This window comes from Pseudomonas fitomaticsae (assembly GCF_021018765.1).
In the GTDB taxonomy this organism is placed as follows: Bacteria; Pseudomonadota; Gammaproteobacteria; order Pseudomonadales; family Pseudomonadaceae; genus Aquipseudomonas; species Aquipseudomonas fitomaticsae.
Genome location: NZ_CP075567.1, coordinates 3,261,600 through 3,278,522, shown reverse-complemented (window position 1 = coordinate 3,278,522; position 16,923 = coordinate 3,261,600). Strand labels below are relative to the sequence as shown.

The window sequence follows — 16,923 nt, the reverse complement described above, 5'->3', positions numbered from 1 at the left end:
TATGAAGGGCTATTGGCGGCTACGGAAGGTGGTCCACAGGCGCGTGCGCTGGCGCATGTCCTTGAGGCTCATGCTGTGGTCGGCGTACAGCCGTTCGCGCACTTCGGGTTTCGGGAAAATGTCCGGATCGTTGCGCACCGCTTCATCCACCAGCGGCGTGGCGGCCTGGTTGGCGGTGGCGAAGAACAGCGTATTGGTCAGCGCCGCCACGGATTCGGGGCGCAGCATGAATTCGATGAAGGTACGTGCGGCCTCGGGATGCGGCGCGTCTTTGGGGATGGCGAGGTTGTCCTGCCATACCAGCGTGCCTTCTTTCGGGATCCGGTAAGCCACTTCAAACGGCTTGTTGGCCTTGCGTGCCTGATCGGCGGCCATGCTCGCGTCACCGTTGTAGGTCAGCGCCAGGCAGACGCTGCCGTTGGCCAGATCGTTGATCTGCCGGCCGGTGGCGACGTACAGAACGGAAGGCTGCAACTTCTGCAACAAGGCTTCGGCGGCGGCCAGATCGGTCTTGTCGGTGCTGTAGGGATCTTTACCGAGATAGTGCAGCGCCAGGCCGATCACTTCCTGCGGTGAATCGAGAATGGCGATCCCGCAATCCTTGAGCTTGCTGGCGTATTCGGGCTTGAACAGCAGATCGAGGCTGTTGAGCGGCACATCCGGCAGCCGCTGCTTGACCGCTTCGACGTTCATGCCCAGACCGAGCGTGCCCCAGGTGTACGGCACGCCGTAGCGATTGCCGGGATCTACCGCCGCCAGTTTTTCCAGCAGATCCGGATCGAGATTGGCGTAACCCTTGAGTCCTTCGTGAGGGATTTCCTTCAACGCGCCAGCGGCTAACCCACGGGCCAGTACGCTGGACGAAGGCACCACCACGTCATAACCGCTGCCGCCGGTGAGCAGTTTGGTTTCCAGCACCTCGGACGTATCGAAGGTGTCGTAGCGCACGTGGATGCCGGTTTCCTTTTCGAAGCGCTGCAGGGTTTCCGGCGCCACGTAATCGGCCCAGCTGTAGAGATTGAGGGTTTTCTCTTCGGCCTGGGCGGCGATGGAGACGGTAAGCAACAAAGCGGGCAAACACAGCTTGAAGACGGGAGCCATGACGAACACCTGACCGAAGGAAGTGGTGGCAGGATGCGCCGCCGGATACATTCGAGAAATATCAAGTTTGTTAACCTGACTTTATCCCGGAGTAATGTGATGCTCGGTCAACTCCACGATGTCGATCTTCAGCTGCTGCGGCTGTTTCTCGGCGTGGTCGAATCCAACGGTTTCAGCGCCGCCCAAGGCGAACTGGGCCTGAGCCAGTCAAGCATCAGCCAGCAAATGGCCAAGCTTGAGACGCGTCTCGGCTATCGGGTGTGCAACCGTGGCAAGGGCGGTTTCAGCCTGACGCCCAAGGGCGAGCAATTGCTGATTGCCGCGCGAGCGCTGTTCGATTCGATCGAAACCTTTCGCCATCAATCCAACGGCGTCGCCGGCCGCTTGATCGGTGAAGTGCGGCTGGGCCTGTCGGAAGCGGTCGATCAATCAGTGCTACAACGGGTGGCGGATGCGATCCGGCGCTTTCGCGAGCGGGACGAATCGGTGCGTATCGAGCTGATCAGCGCCATGCCCGGCGAAATGGAACGCCTGCTGCTGCAACAGCGGCTGGATCTGGCCATCGGTTACTTCTCTCAGGTGCAGAGCGCGTTCGACTACCGCGAATTGTTCAGCGAAACCCAGCATCTGTATTGCGCGCCCGGCCATCCGCTGTTTACCGACGAGGCGCCCGATGATGCGGCGTTACAGGCCTGCGACCGGGTCGATCACCCTTATCGGTTTTTGCGCAGTGACGAGCCGTTTCAGGGCAAGGTCTGCTCGGCCCGCTCGGAACAGGTCGAAGGCACCCTCGCCTTCATTCTGTCCGGCAAACACGTCGGTTATCTGCCCAACCATTACGCGCGCCAATGGCAGGACAAGGGTCTGCTGCGGCCGGTGCGCGAAGGGGAACTGAGCTTTGACGTGGCGTTCCATCTGGCGCGGCATCGGGCGCAAGTACCGGGAGACGCGCAAAAGGCGTTTGAAGCAGATCTGCTGTCAGCCTTTGGTCGAACCTGACCTTTTGGGCAGTTTTAATGCGTTGCCCTCGCCCCTCGCTTACGGCATCCTGCGCACCCATTTTCCGACCCGGCCCCGCATTGCGGCACGCAAACCACCATGACCGTCTCTGAAAAAGCCCCGCGCAACAACGATCTGATCTACGGCCTCAACGACCGTCCGCACTTCACCGCAACGGTGTTTGCCGCCCTGCAACATGTGCTGGCCAGCTTCGTCGGCATCATCACCCCGACCCTGATCATGGGCGGCGCCCTCGGCCTGCAAAGCGAAATCCCGTACCTGATCAGCATGGCGCTGTTCGTCTCGGGCCTCGGCACCTTCGTTCAGGCCAAGCGCTTCGGCCCGGTCGGTTCGGGGCTGCTGTGCCTGCAAGGCACCAGTTTTTCCTTTATCAGCGTGATTCTCAGCGCCGGTTTCATGGTCAAGGCCCGGGGTGGCGGCACCGATGAGATCCTGTCGACGATCTTCGGCGTGTGCTTCTTTGCCGCCTTCATCGAAGTGGTCTTGAGCCAGTTCATCGGCAAGTTGCGCATGCTGATCACCCCGGTGGTGACCGGCACCATCATTACCCTGATGGGCCTGTCGCTGATCAAAGTGGCGATGACCGACATTGCCGGCGGCTTCGGCGCGGCGGACCTGGGCGCGGCCAGCCATGTGTTCCTGGCGGCGCTGGTGCTGGGCACCATCGTGGTGTTGAACCGGGTTGACGTGCCGTTCCTGCGGTTGGGCGCGATCGTCATCGGCCTGACCCTCGGCTACGTGGTGGCGTGGCTGATGGGTACCGTGGATTTCGCCAACCTGCCCGAAGTGCCGGTGGTCAGCGTGCCGGTGCCGTTCAAGTACGGTTTCAACTTCGATTGGGTGGCGTTCGTGCCGGTGGCGGTGATTTTCCTGGTGTCGCCGCTGGAAGCCGCCGGTGACCTGACGGCCAACTCGATGATTTCCCGTCAGCCGGTCAAAGGCCCGCTGTACATCCGCCGGATCAAGTCGGGTTTGCTGGCCGACGGCCTCAACTCGGCCATGGCCGCGGTGTTCAACAGCATGCCGATGGTGACCTTCGCCCAGAACAACGGGGTGATCCAGCTCACCGGTGTCGCCAGCCGTTACGTGGCGTTCTTCATCGCCGGCCTGTTGGTGCTGCTGGGGCTGTTCCCGATGATTGGCGCGGTGCTGCAACTGATGCCGAAACCGGTGCTCGGTGGCGCAGAGCTGGTGATGTTCGGCACCGTGGCGGTGGCCGGGATCAAGATCCTTGCCGAGGCCGGCCTGCATCGGCGCAACATGCTGATCGTGGCGATTTCCGTCGGCATGGGCCTGGGCATCGCCGCCGTGCCGGAGGTGCTACGCGAACTGCCGCAGGCGCTGCGCAACATCTTCGAATCGCCGATCACCGTTGGCGCGCTGTGTGCGATCGTGCTGAATATCTTCCTGCCGGAAGAATTCATCGAACTGGAAGAAGATGACTTCGACCCGGAAGCCTCTATCCTTCAGGTCATGGAAAACCCCGACCTGCCGGCCAAGGCTGAACCCGCATCAAAGGCCGCTGTCGCACAGTTGAACCGTTGATCCTGTCCGCTCCATGAAAAAGGGCTGATACCGGCGACGGTTCAGCCCTTTTTCAATGAGAGAGCATCAATGCGCCGTCTCCAAGCCGTCATCCTGTCCCTGCTTCTGCTCTCCCTCAGCGCCTGTGCGCTGTTCCCCAACCGCGACCCGGTGAACATCAACGTGGTCGGCCTCGAACCGCTGCCGAGCCAGGATCTGGAAGTGCGCTTCGCGATCAAGCTGCGGGTGCAGAATCCCAACGAAACATCCATCGACTACAACGGCATCGCGCTGGATCTGGAGGTCAACGGCCATTCCCTGGCGTCGGGTGTGAGCGATCAGACCGGCTCGATCCCACGGTTCTCCGAAACCATCGTCAGCGTCCCGGTGAGCATTTCCGCGTTCTCGGTGCTGCGCCAGACTTTGGGCCTGAGGCAGACCCAATCCCTCGACAACCTGCCCTATGTGCTGCGCGGCAAACTGGCGGGCGGGTTGTTCGGCACGATGCGGTTTGTCGACACCGGCAAGCTCAGTCTGCCGAGGGCCAGTGCAGCGACCTGGTAACCGCCTCCCACAGGGATATGTCGTCTCTCGGGTTATGCGGTGAAGCGCACACCGGGTTTGGCGCGCTCGTCGACGCTCAACTCGAACACATCCGGCCGCGCATAGTGGCCGACCACGTCGTAGTCGTAGCGGGCGCGCACCAGTTCTGCGGTGTCGATCTCGGCGGTGAGCAGCCCGGCCTCGCCGCGCAACGGACCGGCCAACACATCGCCCATTGGCCCGACGATCACACTGCCGCCGGCGATCAGCGGTCGATCCTCCGGCCAATTGGCGATCTCTACGCCCAGTTCATTCGGCGAGGCCTGCACCTGACAGGCGCTGACCACAAAGCAGCGCCCTTCATGGGCGATATGGCGCATGCTCACCTGCCACATCTCGCGCTCATCCACGGTTGGCGCACACCAGACCTCGATGCCCTTGGCGTACATCGCCGTGCGCAGTAGCGGCATCATGTTTTCCCAGCAGATCACCGCGCCGAGCTTGCCGACCTGAGTGTCGAGCACCGGCAGCGTCGAACCGTCGCCCTTGCCCCAGATCAGCCGTTCGGTGCCGGTGGGCATCAATTTGCGGTGCTTGGCCACCAGGCCTGCCTGCGGGTCGAAATACAGCGCGGTGCAATGCAAGGTGCTGCCGGCCCGCTCGATCACGCCGATCACCAGGTTGGCCCCGGTACGCGCCGACAGCCCGGCCAGCGCTTCGGTTTCCGCGCTCGGCACATCGATGGCGTTGGCGAAATAGCGGGCGTAGGCCTCGCGTCCTTCAGGCAAGCGATAACCCAGCTGCGTGCCGAAGCCCTCGCCTTTCGGGTAACCGCCGAGCAACGCTTCGGGCATCACCACCAGCGCGGCGCCGGACTCGATGATCGCGGTTTCCCAGCTCAGGATCTGTTCCAGGGTGTCAGCCTTGCCACCGGGCAAGGCGCCGATTTGCAGGGCGGCAACGATTGATTTGGGCATGGCGGTCACTCCGTGAGGTTCAGGTGTTGCTCATTCTCCGGCGCCACGGGATCATGAATAAAGACCGATCCACTGCTGAATGATATGAGCCAGATGAATATCGCAACCGTTGACCTCAACCTGCTTAAAGTCTTCGAAGCCCTGCATGAAGAGTCCAGCGCCAGCCGCGCGGCGTTGCGCCTGGGTGTGACCCAATCGGCGGTCAGCGCGGCCTTGCGGCGGTTGCGCGAGGTGTATGGCGATCAATTGTTCGTGCGCACCGGTCGGGGGCTGGCGCCGACGCTCAAGGCCAACCAGTTGAAACCGGTGGTCAGCGATGCCCTGAACAAATGCCGGCAAAGCCTGGCGATGGTCGACCCGACCGCCAACCACTACGAAGGACGCTCGGTCACTGTGGGCCTCTCGGATGATTTCGAGATCGCTTATGGCCGGCGGCTGATCGAGGAAATCGCCCGCCGTGCGCCGAAACTGCGACTGATCTTCCGCCAGACCCACAGCCAGATCGTCGCCCGGGCGCTGATGGAGCGCAGCATCGATCTGGCGATCACCGCCGGCGGATTTGCCGAGCGGCTACTCAGTCGTCAGGTGTTGGGTGAAGGGGGTTACGCGTGTCTGGTGGATCCAGAAAGCCTGGCGCCGGGCCAGCAGCAGATCGATCTGGAGGAATTCGTCACCCGCGAGCACCTTCTGGTGTCGTCGGGCGGTTTTATCGGGATCACCGATGAAGGGCTGGCGGCGCTGGGCCGCAGCCGCCGGGTCTGCGCCTCGACCACGCATTTCGCGGCGTTGCCGCATCTGCTCAAGGGCAGTGATGCGGTGGCAACCATTCCGACCCACGCGGCGCAGGCCATTGCCGCAATGAGCGGGCTGACGCTGCTGCCCTGCCCGCTTGCACTGCCGCGTTACCCGATCGAACTGGGCTGGCGCACCAGCACCCAGATCGACCCGGTGGTGCTGACGGTGCGCGAAGCGATTGGCGCCAGTTTCAGGGCCGAATGATTACTTGTTGGCCGCCATCAGGCGATTGACTTCACTGCGCACCATGTTAGCGAATTCCGGCGGCGACATGCCGTCCAGTTCGGCGCGCACGAACTCGGCCCACTTGCCCTTGCGCTTGGAACGCTCGCCGAACAACCGCGCGGCTTCGCCCTTGGCTTTGCCCAGATTGTTCTGCCAGAGTTCGAACAGTCGGGATTTTTCATCTTCCAGCGCGGCGCGCTCTGCGAGGGATTTGTCGGCCAGATTGAAACTCATCGGGAATTACCTGCTGCATGAAATGGCGACATCTTACACGCTGGACGGAAACCTCTTACGCTGGTTTTTGCTCCGGATGGAAAATCGCTGCAACTTTTCAAGTCGCGCCACACTCCATTGTTCACTGTCCATTCACCTGCAAGGAGTCACCCAATGGCCCGGAAAACCGCCGTTCAAGCCGCCGAAGACCAAATCAAGGACCAGGCCTTCAGCGAACTTCAGGCGCTGATCGAAGAGTCGGAAAAACTGCTCAAGAGCAGTGCCTCGCTGGTCGGCGAGGAAGCGGAGACCCTGCGCGGGCAAATTGCCCAGAAACTGCAGCAGGCGCTGGATTCGGTCACCAGCGTGCGTGACCGCACCAAACCGGCGGTGGACGCCACCGAAAGCTATATCGGCGGGCACCCGTGGCAGACCGTGGCGATTTCCGCCGGCTTCGGTCTGGTGGTCGGCTTGCTGCTCGGCCGCCGCTGAGCGAGAACAAAAAAGGCGAGCCCTCGGGGGCTCGCCTTTTTCATGTCCGGCAAACACTCATTCGCCGGCCAGTTCACGCAGCTGCGACAGGGTCTGTTGATCCAGCTCGATCCCTTTGGCCAATGACTTGGCCCGCTGCAAATGCCGACGATCCCCCGGCAACCGCTTGAGCCCTACCCCATGCATCTGCCGCACGAGTTCCTGACTGCGCTCGGCGAAGCTTTGCCCGGCGGTCTTGCTCGGGTCGATCACGATCAGCAACTGACCGGTCCACGGGGTCTTGGCGCCGGGATGGTTCTTCCAGTCGAACTCGAACGAAAAGTTTCCGCCTGTCAGCGCGGCGGCAAGCAGCTCGACCATCATCGACAGCGCCGAGCCTTTGTGCCCGCCAAACGGCAGTAAAGCCCCGCCTTCCAGAATCGCCTTGGGGTCGCAGGTCGGCTGACCGAGGCTGTCGACACCCATGCCCGCCGGCAGTTTCTCGCCCTTGCGCGCGGCGATCTGCACGTCGCCATGGGCAATGGCGCTGGTGGCCAGGTCGAACACGATTGGCGCTCCGTCAGCCCGGGGGGCGGCAAAGGCAATCGGGTTGGTGCCGAACAATGGCCGGTCGGCACCGTGGGGCACCACGCAGGTCATGCTGTTGACCACGCTCAGCGCCACCAGACCTTCGTCGGCGAAAGGCTCGACGTCCGGCCACAGCGCGGCAAAGTGATGGGAATTGCGGATCGCCAGCACCGCAATTCCCGCACTGCGAGCCTTTTCAACCAGCAACGCACGCGCAGCCGCCAGCGCAGGCTGGGCAAAACCGTTGCCGGCATCGACGCTGACAAACCCTGAAGCCACATCCTCGACCTTCGGCACGGTCTTGCCGTTGACCCAACCGCTGTTGAGCGTCGAGACATACCCGGGAATCCGGAAAACCCCATGACTGTGAGCACCGTCCCGCTCGGCGTTGGCGCAATTGGCGGCCAGCGTCTGCGCAACGTCGGCCGATGTGCCGTGGCGCTGGAAGATGGTTTCGAGCAGATGAGTCAGCTCATCGAGGGACAGCGTGGACGAGACCGCATGATCGTGTGGCGCAGACATCTGAAGCTCCAGAATGATTATTGGAGGGAACAACAGCGTACGGACTGACGCACCGGGATTAACAACGGCCAGCCGGTGGCCTGTCAACCCTGCAATGCGCACAGGCAGACATGCCACGCGATACCCCGATACCACCTGCACCCACCTCCCGACACTAATCTCCGGCCTCGTACCTCACTGCACAACCCTGTTTTCCGAGACTTGACGATGCCTGTACCGAACCCTGAATTGCTGTTTCCCGAAGCGCTCGACGCCCCTGGCCTGTGGACCGGGCTGGGCAAAATCCATGGCCTGGCCGAGAAGGATTTCAGATGGCTGGCCGACGTCAGGCTGGCGTCCGACGCCTTGCGGCGTCAGCAAAAGCCACCCATGCTGGCCGAACGCATCCTGCTCAATGCCGACAGCCAGATCCCCGTACCGCTGCCAGGCGCATTTGTACTGAGTGACACGCCATACGACAAAGGCCAGATTCTCTACACCCCATACGATGGCATCCGCAAATACCACAGTCGCGCAAACCTGAAAGCCCAACTCGAAGAACGCCTCAGAACAGCCGATGATCAGGACAGATTGCTGGCGTTTCTGCCACTGTCCCAACAGAGACGACTGCAGAATGCCAAGCGTGTTTCGGTAACGTTCTCGATCATTGAAGGCGATGTGTTCGAGGAACGTGATGCCGCCCTCAGACAAAGCCGGTTGCTCAATGCCCAGGCGATGCTCGACGAACTCAGGAAACTGCCGTCTCTCACGCGCCTGCTCGACGGCGCACTGGATGAACTGCTCAAACCGCACTTCGCAACCTTGCAGCAAAGCGATACCCGCGCCAGCATTTACCTGGCCCACAGTCTGGAAAACAACCAGACACCCACTGCGGACGCTCCCAGGGTCGAGTCCATGAGTCTGAGCGAGGCGGTGCTGGTGCACTACCGCCACCAGCGCTGGCCGAGTGCCCGCCTGCCGGAGTTTTCACATCCCGGCAGGATTGCGAACACACACGATCAGGAGCAGTGGAGAAATGCTGTCACTCAGGCGTCGGGCATGCTGCCGGCCCTGCTGTTCCGGCAGCTGGAACACTACTGGAATGCCGCGTCGGTCGTCGGCTCGACGCGCCGCACCTTCCTCGCCCGGATGCTGGAAGACCAGGCGCGCGTCGACTGGATGCTCAAGCGTGAAGCCGGAATCCTTGATGCAAACCAGTTCAACACCTTGCATCAATTGATCCGGCCTGCGGCCGACGGCCCACCTGCCCCCGTCACGGAAACCGTACGGCTCTGGGAAAACCCGGCCAACTATGTGGAGCTGGCGGGCTCACTGATGATCAGTGGCTCTGACGCGTTTCTGTACACGCCCTCTCAAGGTTTGCAGCAGCTTGAGGACTATCAGGATCTTGAAACAACCCTCCAGAGCAAATTCATTGCCCAGGGCCACGAAGACGAACTCTATGGTCTCTTGAGCCTGGATGAACGCAATCGTTTCCTGGGCTTCGATCAGCCTCAGGTATCGGGAGTCCGGGTGGCCGGTGAGGTGTTCCGGTTCCTGGGCGAATCGATCATCGCCAAGCAACGACAGAACATCGAGTACGCCCTGCAGGTGTTTCGCCTCAGCGACGGAACGGTGAACCTCCACGCGCTGTTCGACCAGAGCCTGGATATCCGCTCGATGATTCACGAGCGCTTGCAGCAACTTGACACGCAGGGACGCTGGAGCACCCAGCCGGTCTGGTCCGGCAGCCAGCAACCTTCCATCGTCCTAGCAGACAAGGCTCGGGCGGCGATCAAGACCTTCCATGCCGTCGAGTCTCCACTGCTGGAGAGGTTCGACAAGCAGCCCATGGCAACCCGGGATACGCAGCGCACCTGGCTTGAGAACATGAAAGAGGATCTGGCCCACGCCTGGTTCGTCGGTGTGAATGGCGAAGCCCGACTCAGGGCATCCAGCGGCAGCCTGCCTGCATGGGCGCAGGCAATCGTCGAAACCGTCATCAATGCCGACCGGCCCAGCCGTCCGGAACGTCGGGCGCTCGAAGGCTTCCGGCCGGACGCCTATGCCCTCAGGCTCGAGTCTCCCGATGGCTGGACCGTGTGGTCCCTGGCCCATTGCGTACTCATGACCGAACGCGGAGGCCTCGATCCCCATCACTCCGGACGCGTTGTGTTATGGACGCCGGCCCTGGGGCTGGAGATGTTCGATAGCGTAACCATCGCCCGACAGACACTTGACCGGCGGCTGACTGACAACGTTCAGCGCCTGTCATTGCTGGAAAATATCCGTCCCGATCAGTACCAGCCACATCAACGCTATACCTTGGGGCGGTTCCACATCATCCATCGCAACGTGTTGCACGAGCGCATGCAGTCGGCCATCGAGCACTGTCTGGGGCGTAGCGAACAAGTGCGTCAGCGTATGGAAGATGGGGCAAAACGGGAAAAGGCCCTTTCAGTACTGCGCAAGACAATGCCTGAGACCAACCTGCGTCTGGCGAGCGAACATGCTCTGGCCATCGAGCATCAGCAGACATTTCCCGCCTGGCTGAGCACGGCTCCGGTCAACGATCAGAAGCGACACATCGAACTGCTTGACCGGTGGAGTCAGAGTGTCATTGATGACAAGGATTACCTGACAGGCGTTACGCCTCTTGGCAGTTACGTTGAACAAACACTGAAAACATTGCTCGACCTGCGTTTTCCGAACGAGAAGCTCGATCCCCGGCTGATCGAAATCATCCCCAACCTGGCACTGGCCGGTCCTTCACGCAACCTTGTCGAATTCGCCCTGAATCACGTCAATGTGCTCCAGGGAACGGGGTACAGGGTGGCATCGAAAACCTCCGAGAGCCTGCCACCCGGACTGGATCGCAAAGCCGTCGACCAATTGCTGCTGTCGCTGGAGATCCCGACGATCTATGGTCGCAAGGTGGCGACAGCTCTTTCGGCCGATACGGTTGAGGGACGTGAACGCAAACAGCGTTTTTTCCGGCAGCTTCCCTGGCAACTGATGCAGCATGCCCATGCGTTGAAACTGCAGCAACTGCTGTCTGCCGGTGCTTACGAACAAATCTGCCAAGGCCTGGATATGCCCGATGGTTATGCCCGGGCCACCGTGACCGGCGCCCATGTCGTCGTCAGCCCGCTGGCTCTGGTCAAGACGGTCGGTGCAAGTGCAGAAACCACGTCGGGACTCTACGTCTTTGCTCCGGGTCAGAAACACGAAGGACCACTGGTGCTGTACGCACCGTATGCCGAACAGATGTTTCACGAGTTCAGGGACGAAAAGGAACTGATCGCGGCGCTGAACACGCCCGGGCCGCTGCAGAGTCTTTTGCTTCGGCGCCTGCCTGTCGCGCGGCAGGCCGTATTTCGCAACCTGCTGGCGGCCACAGCAGGTCAGACCAGCGAAATGACCACGGCCAGCCGTGCAATCGAAGGCAACCTGCTGGAGCAGATGTACCACGACAACCTCAAGCTTTTGCAACAACAACTTGAATCACAGACCGAGCGCGAAGCACAGTCCGATTGGGAGACCGCCAAGACCCTGTTCAGCGATGGAATCAGACAGGTCTCGTCAACCCTGCCGGGCAAGCTCGCCTTTGTTCCCTTTCTCTGGCGGGCCTACGAGCACATCAAGGACTCGGCCGAAGCCTTGCAGGACCATCACTGGAAACGGGCTTTGCATTCCTTTATCGCCGGTGGCGTACAGATGGTACAGATGGCCCTGCTGCCGGAAATATCGGCCGGTGCCGAGATTGTCGACCCGGGAGCGGGAGAGGTCGCGATGCCCGACATCGACGAAAGCGGGCCAACCTCGTTGATGCGCACCCTGATGCAGTCATCGGAGGCCACCGATGTAGCGCTCAAGGATCTTGAATACGGCTCGACAACGGGCACCTATAGGCACCCCACCAGCAATCGCGATTATGCAGCCATCAATGGCAAGGTCTACCAGGTCACAAAACGTGATTCGGCCTGGCAACTGACAGGCGCGGGCAGGCATGGCCCCCTGTATCAGAAAAGCGGTCTGGCCATGGTGCAGGTACCGGGCCATCAGACCGTTCACTACGGTCAGGCCTTCAGGAAACTGGCCGAGCGCAACACCATCTCCCGCTTGCGTCGCACGATGTTGAACATTGAGGCTCGCGGAATGGATGAAATTCGCCTGAAATACCCGGAAAAGGCCAGGGTGCTAGTGCATGCGATCGACCTCGCCAGACGCTATGCGTTCTATTGTCTGCACAATCTGGCACCGCTCAGTCACGGCACGGACAATCCCCGGGCAAGCCGCTTTCTCGAGCGTTTTTTTGATGTGCCTCAAATCTCTACCACAACACTTGCCAAGATCAGCTCCACGATCCTGCCGATCTGCAGGGCACTGGTGGATCCTGCCGACGAATTGCTGGATACCGATCGTTTCGTCGTGGGCTCGAACAGGTTCATGCACGATGTGATTGCATTCGTGCTGGACGGCGACGAAAAAAAACTGGTGCATTTCACCGAGCACTTTTTCAACCAGCAACTGGATTCGTTCAAAGCCCATTTGCTGGTGCCGTTCGATGTCGATGGCCATGCCCAGGCATCGACGCTGATTCACGAGTTTTCCCACCAGTTCAGCAAAGCACTGGATATCGCCTCGTTAAGAGCGCGGGAGCCGTTCAGCGACCTGATCTCGACCATAACCCCTGCTGGCGCCTTGCTGTTTCAAGAGCTGGAGTTCGATCAGTCGTCTGCGCTGTCGCTGAGCACGCCCCGTGCACAATTGTTTGCGGAATGGAACACGACACTCAAGTCCTGGGTAGACATCAACGACATCCCGGACATGCTGTTCATCAGTGAGGAAGTTCTGAAGCTGACGAGAAGCAAAAACATGCAGGAAGCCCGCAACGCCTTTCTCGACCCAGAGTCGCCGGACGTGCGAATCGACGTCATTCTGCGCAATGCCGACTCCATCGCCCGCCTGATCTGCGAGATCGGCCGGCAACTGGATCCCGTCCCGACGCCTTGAGACGGACGAAAAAATGCGCAGGCGGATCACCTGCGCATTTGAAGATTCATGCAAGTGGCGCGATCAATCCTTCTGGTCCCGCAAAACATTGCCCGAAGCACCATCGATACGGAATTCGTACACCACACCGTCCGCCTTGCGCCCTTCCCCTTTCCAGTAGCCATTGTTGTCAGCCTCGATCTCGTAGACCTCAACATAACCGGCCTTGGTCTTAACGATTTCGATGGCCTTTTCGATGGTGATCCAGCCGGCGCCCGGTCGGTCGGCCAGTGCCGCGCCGGCGCTCATCAGGCTGGCGGTTGCGATCAGGGCAGCAAAGGTTTGTTTGATCATTTTTTCACTCCATTTTGTGGATAGTGTTCACAGGACGTCCTGGTTTTTTGGGCGCCTGAGCGAAAAAAAGTTCCACGTTTGATGGGTAAATGCCATGACGGTTGTTCTCGGCACCTTCCCCTCAAGGTTAGAATGCGGGAAATCAGGACGAGTCAATGACCCAGAACACCCTCTCGGAAGCCGAATACGATGCCATCACCGATGCTGCCGCGCATTGGTGCATGCGTCTGCATGCCGTCGACTGCACCGCTGAAGAGCGGCTGGCGTTCGAACAATGGCGTGAAGCACATCCGCTTCACGCGTTCGAGTATGAAGCCATGCTTGAAATCTGGGATGTCGCCGAGCACTTGCCACGCCCGGAGCTTGCGCAGGTTGTGTCGATCAGCAAACCGGTGCGCACATGGCGCCACTATGCGGCGGCGGCCTCGGTCTGTGCACTGGCGTTGCCACTGGCGGCCTGGGCCGGATGGAATCTGGGCTGGCTGCCCGACAGCTATCAGCATTTTGCGGCCACCGACAATGTCCGCCATGTCACTCTGGGCGATGGCAGTCAGGTCGAACTGAACCTCAACACCGAACTGACCTACAGCAATTACAAGGACGAGCGCCGCGTCACCCTGAAAAAGGGTGAGGCGTTCTTCGAAGTCAGCCATGACCAGAGCCATCCGTTCATCGTCAGGGCCGCCGAAGGCAGGATTCGCGTCACCGGCACCCGCTTCAACGTGTGGATGTATGAGGATCAGGTGAAGGTCAACCTGATCGAGGGCTCCGTGCTGGTCACCAGCAATACCCAATTGCCGGGCGATGGTTTGCGCCTGGGTCCTTCGATGCAGGCGCGCTACGGGCATGGCGATTACATGCCGCAAATCAGCCAGACCTACGCCAACGACACGTCACTGGCCTGGCGCAGCGGCAAACTGGTGCTCGACAATCTGGCGCTGAACGAGGCGCTGCCACTGGTCAACCGCTATCTGGACAAACCCCTGATGCTTGCCGACAACTCGACCGGATCGATCCGGGTGGGCGGCATCTACAACATCAAGGAACTGAACAGCTTCGCCAGTTCCTTGCCCAAAGTCTTGCCGGTGTTCCTGACCCGCAACAAGGATGGCAACCCGGTGATCAATCCGATGCCGCAGCAACCGCAAAAAAACTGAAGGCCGTTCCCGTGAGGGAGCGGCCTTCTGCCTTGCGGTTGTCAGCGACTTTTACCGTTGATTACTGCGCCGCCACTTTCCCCGCCTTTTCCAGGTCATCGCGCACGGCCTGCACCTGATACTGCGGATCGGCCTTGATCTGCTGTTCGGAGAACGGGAACACGCTCCACTGTTTCTTCGAGAAGGCCTCGGTCTGGTCCCGGGAATACTTCGACGCCGGATCACTGGACAACGAGAACGCCAGCAAGCCTTGGGCATGCGGCCCCTTGTCGTCGAACGTCACGACTTGCAAGTAGCTGGTGCCGCTGACCACTTCCAGCTTGCCGTCTTCACGGGGCACGCTCTGAATGGCGTTGTAAATGCCCAGCGTCCCCGGGCCACCGTGGATCGGCGTTTGCTGACCGCCACTGCTGACCACCTGCACATCACCCCAGCGGGTTTTCGCGGTCAGACCCATTTTTGCCGCCGTCTCGGCCGACGCCAGCATGGCCTCGCGCAGTGCCTTGGCCACTTCGGGTTTTTCAACGGCCAATCCGCGCGGGGTGTGTTGCGCATCCTTTGGATCGAACGCCACGCGCCAGGCCTGCGGCGATTCCTGCATCGCTTGCATGATGCTCTGGAAATGCACCAGTCCGATCCCGGACTCCAGATTCGCCCGGCCGTCCCACGCCTTCAGACTGCTGCACACTGATTTCAGCGCTGCATCAGGTTGGGAAGCACAGAACTTCAACAGATCCGGCACCACCTGAGTCGCCAGGAACACCTGATCGTCCATCACCATGTGTTGCAGGTCCTGCACCGACACCGGGCCTTTTTTGTTCAGGGTTGCCAGACGATCCAGCGCAAAGCGCGAGCGCAGGCCCAGCGGCTGGCCGTCCTGACTGATCAGCGGCGAGAAGCCGGTCAGCGGTTGCGCCGGGTTGGCCAGCCAGGCCGAGTCGTTGGAGTGCTGGACGAAGTCCTTGCGCAACAACTGTGGCAACTGACTCGAAGCGTAAATGCCCTTTTGCGCGGCTTGCGGATCGATGTCCCAGGCGCAGACGCTGTTGGAGCCGTCGAGCACGATCATTTTCAGGCCGATGCGCGGGTCGCTGCACTTGGCGAGTTTATCGGCACTGACGTTCGGCACCACCGACAGGTTCATGTACAGCGTCTGGCCCTTGTCATCCACCGCCAGGGTGTTGACCCAAGGAATGCCCTGAATCGTGTGCACCGAATCCTGCAGATCCTTGAGGCTGGCCGCGCGATTCATCGAGTACCACTGTTTCAATACCCGGTCGTTGTCGAGGTTCGCATCGCGCAGGCTGTAGGCATATTGGTTATTCCAGTCCAGTTTGCCCGGCCATTGCACGATCGGGCCGAACTGCGAGCTGTAGACATCCCGCTGGACCGGCACGACCTGGCCGTCTGCCTGTTTGACCTGCACCGTGAGCGTCTGCTTGCTCATCGGCAAGGACTGGCCATCGAGCAGATAACGGGTCGGATCCTTCGGATCAAGTTGCAGGCGATACAAGGTGAAATGCTTGGACGAGTCTACGGTGTGGGTCCAGGCCAGGTGCTGGTTGAAACCGATGTTGATCATCGGCAGGCCCGGCAGCGCCGCGCCCATCACATCCAGTTTGCCGGGAATGGTCAGGTGCATCTGATAGAAACGCATGCCGCCGACCCACGGAAAATGCGGGTTGGCCAGCAGCATCCCACGGCCGTTAAACGAGCGCTCGCTGCCCACGGCCACGGCGTTGCTGCCACGATCCAGTGCGAAGCGTTGCAGGCGCGTGTCCGCCAGTTGATAGGCCCGCGCATCGTTTTCGATCTGCGCCGTGGCCTGCGGCGGTGCAGCACCCGCCAGCGCTTCGGCGAACTGACCGACACCGCCCTCTACCAGCAGTCGACGGGTCAGCTTCACCAGGTCTTCGGCGGCGATATCGCGCACCCATTCACCCTGGCACTGTTGCGGCAAGCCCTGCTGACGGCGCTCGGCCAGATAGCGGTTGTAGCCGGCGGCATAACCTTCCACCAGATCACGCACTTCGACCGGCTGGCCCTGCCAGAAGGCATTCACTGCCTGGGGCGTATTGAGCCACTGGAAGAACACGTCGCTGACACGGTTCTCGCGCTCTTCGACTGTCAGTTGCTCCGGCCCGAAGTACCGCGACCGCTCGCCGTTGACCGTCACGATTTCATTGGCCAGCAGGCATAGATTGTCCTGCGCATAGGCATAACCGATGCCGAACCCGAGACCGCGTTCGTTTTCCGCGCGGATGTGCGGTACGCCAAAGCCTGTGCGACGGATATCGGCGCCGGTCTGGCTGGAAGGGCTGAACGCCTGTGCCGACAGACTCAGCCCGAGAAACAGGCCGGCAAGGGTCAGTCCGGTGAATTGCCTGGAAATAGTCACGCTCGCTCCTGATCGAAATGCCGAAGAGCGAACCGCCCGCCACGGTGAACACGTCGGGCCC

At 60.9% G+C, this 16,923-nt stretch carries 13 protein-coding genes; 7 read left to right on the top strand and 6 right to left on the bottom strand.

Going from position 1 to position 16,923, the window contains the following annotated elements; genetic code table 11:
• Positions 1–9 precede the first annotated feature (9 nt).
• Entirely contained in the window at positions 10–1,101 is a 1,092-nt protein-coding gene (locus KJY40_RS14710; protein ID WP_230730784.1) for a polyamine ABC transporter substrate-binding protein, read from the bottom strand.
• Positions 1,102–1,200: 99 nt separating this feature from the next.
• On the opposite strand from KJY40_RS14710, the gene KJY40_RS14705 reads away from it, so the two are divergent.
• The 3 genes from KJY40_RS14705 (at position 1,201) to KJY40_RS14695 (ending at position 4,209) form a co-directional block, all read left to right on the top strand.
• Positions 1,201–2,100, top strand: coding sequence for a LysR family transcriptional regulator (locus KJY40_RS14705; protein WP_230730783.1), 900 nt, complete (start codon positions 1,201–1,203; stop codon positions 2,098–2,100).
• A 99-nt stretch (positions 2,101–2,199) separates the two neighbouring features.
• Positions 2,200–3,666, top strand: coding sequence for a nucleobase:cation symporter-2 family protein (locus KJY40_RS14700; protein ID WP_230730782.1), 1,467 nt, complete (start codon positions 2,200–2,202; stop codon positions 3,664–3,666).
• Positions 3,667–3,735: 69 nt separating this feature from the next.
• On the top strand, positions 3,736–4,209 hold the full coding sequence (locus KJY40_RS14695) for an LEA type 2 family protein (RefSeq protein WP_230730781.1): 474 nt from the start codon (positions 3,736–3,738) through the stop codon (positions 4,207–4,209).
• A 32-nt stretch (positions 4,210–4,241) separates the two neighbouring features.
• On the opposite strand, the gene KJY40_RS14690 is transcribed toward KJY40_RS14695, so the two are convergent.
• The gene (locus KJY40_RS14690) at positions 4,242–5,165 is read right to left on the bottom strand and encodes a carbon-nitrogen hydrolase family protein (protein ID WP_230730779.1); all 924 of its coding nucleotides are present in this window, start codon (positions 5,163–5,165) and stop codon (positions 4,242–4,244) included.
• A gap of 84 nt (positions 5,166–5,249) precedes the next feature.
• Here KJY40_RS14690 and KJY40_RS14685 point away from each other — a divergent pair, with 84 nt between their 5' ends.
• Positions 5,250–6,164 carry a LysR family transcriptional regulator gene (locus tag KJY40_RS14685; protein WP_230730778.1) on the top strand — a complete coding sequence of 305 codons (915 nt, stop codon included), beginning with the start codon at positions 5,250–5,252 and terminating at the stop codon, positions 6,162–6,164.
• On the opposite strand, the gene KJY40_RS14680 is transcribed toward KJY40_RS14685, so the two are convergent.
• A complete protein-coding gene (locus tag KJY40_RS14680) occupies positions 6,165–6,419 on the bottom strand; it encodes a hypothetical protein (RefSeq protein WP_007957535.1) in 255 nt (84 codons plus the stop codon).
• Positions 6,420–6,572: 153 nt separating this feature from the next.
• On the opposite strand from KJY40_RS14680, the gene KJY40_RS14675 reads away from it, so the two are divergent.
• On the top strand, positions 6,573–6,890 hold the full coding sequence (locus KJY40_RS14675; protein ID WP_007957537.1) for a DUF883 family protein: 318 nt from the start codon (positions 6,573–6,575) through the stop codon (positions 6,888–6,890).
• A 57-nt stretch (positions 6,891–6,947) separates the two neighbouring features.
• Here KJY40_RS14675 and KJY40_RS14670 read toward each other — a convergent pair whose 3' ends face one another.
• Positions 6,948–7,979, bottom strand: a complete 1,032-nt coding sequence (locus KJY40_RS14670; protein ID WP_230730777.1) for an Ldh family oxidoreductase — start codon at positions 7,977–7,979, stop codon at positions 6,948–6,950.
• Positions 7,980–8,207: 228 nt separating this feature from the next.
• Between KJY40_RS14670 and KJY40_RS14665 the strand changes: the two genes are divergently transcribed.
• Positions 8,208–12,974, top strand: coding sequence for a dermonecrotic toxin domain-containing protein (locus KJY40_RS14665; protein WP_321576971.1), 4,767 nt, complete (start codon positions 8,208–8,210; stop codon positions 12,972–12,974).
• Between the two features lie 63 nt (positions 12,975–13,037).
• Here the strand turns inward: KJY40_RS14665 and KJY40_RS14660 are convergent, their stop codons facing one another.
• Positions 13,038–13,307: a PepSY domain-containing protein gene (locus tag KJY40_RS14660; protein ID WP_230730776.1), complete on the bottom strand. Its 270-nt coding sequence runs from the start codon at positions 13,305–13,307 to the stop codon at positions 13,038–13,040.
• A gap of 155 nt (positions 13,308–13,462) precedes the next feature.
• Here KJY40_RS14660 and KJY40_RS14655 point away from each other — a divergent pair, with 155 nt between their 5' ends.
• Positions 13,463–14,464, top strand: coding sequence for a FecR family protein (locus tag KJY40_RS14655; RefSeq protein ID WP_230730775.1), 1,002 nt, complete (start codon positions 13,463–13,465; stop codon positions 14,462–14,464).
• A gap of 61 nt (positions 14,465–14,525) precedes the next feature.
• On the opposite strand, the gene pvdQ is transcribed toward KJY40_RS14655, so the two are convergent.
• Positions 14,526–16,862, bottom strand: coding sequence for a bifunctional acylase PvdQ (gene pvdQ / locus KJY40_RS14650; protein ID WP_230730774.1), 2,337 nt, complete (start codon positions 16,860–16,862; stop codon positions 14,526–14,528).
• Between the last annotated feature and the right edge of the window lie 61 nt (positions 16,863–16,923).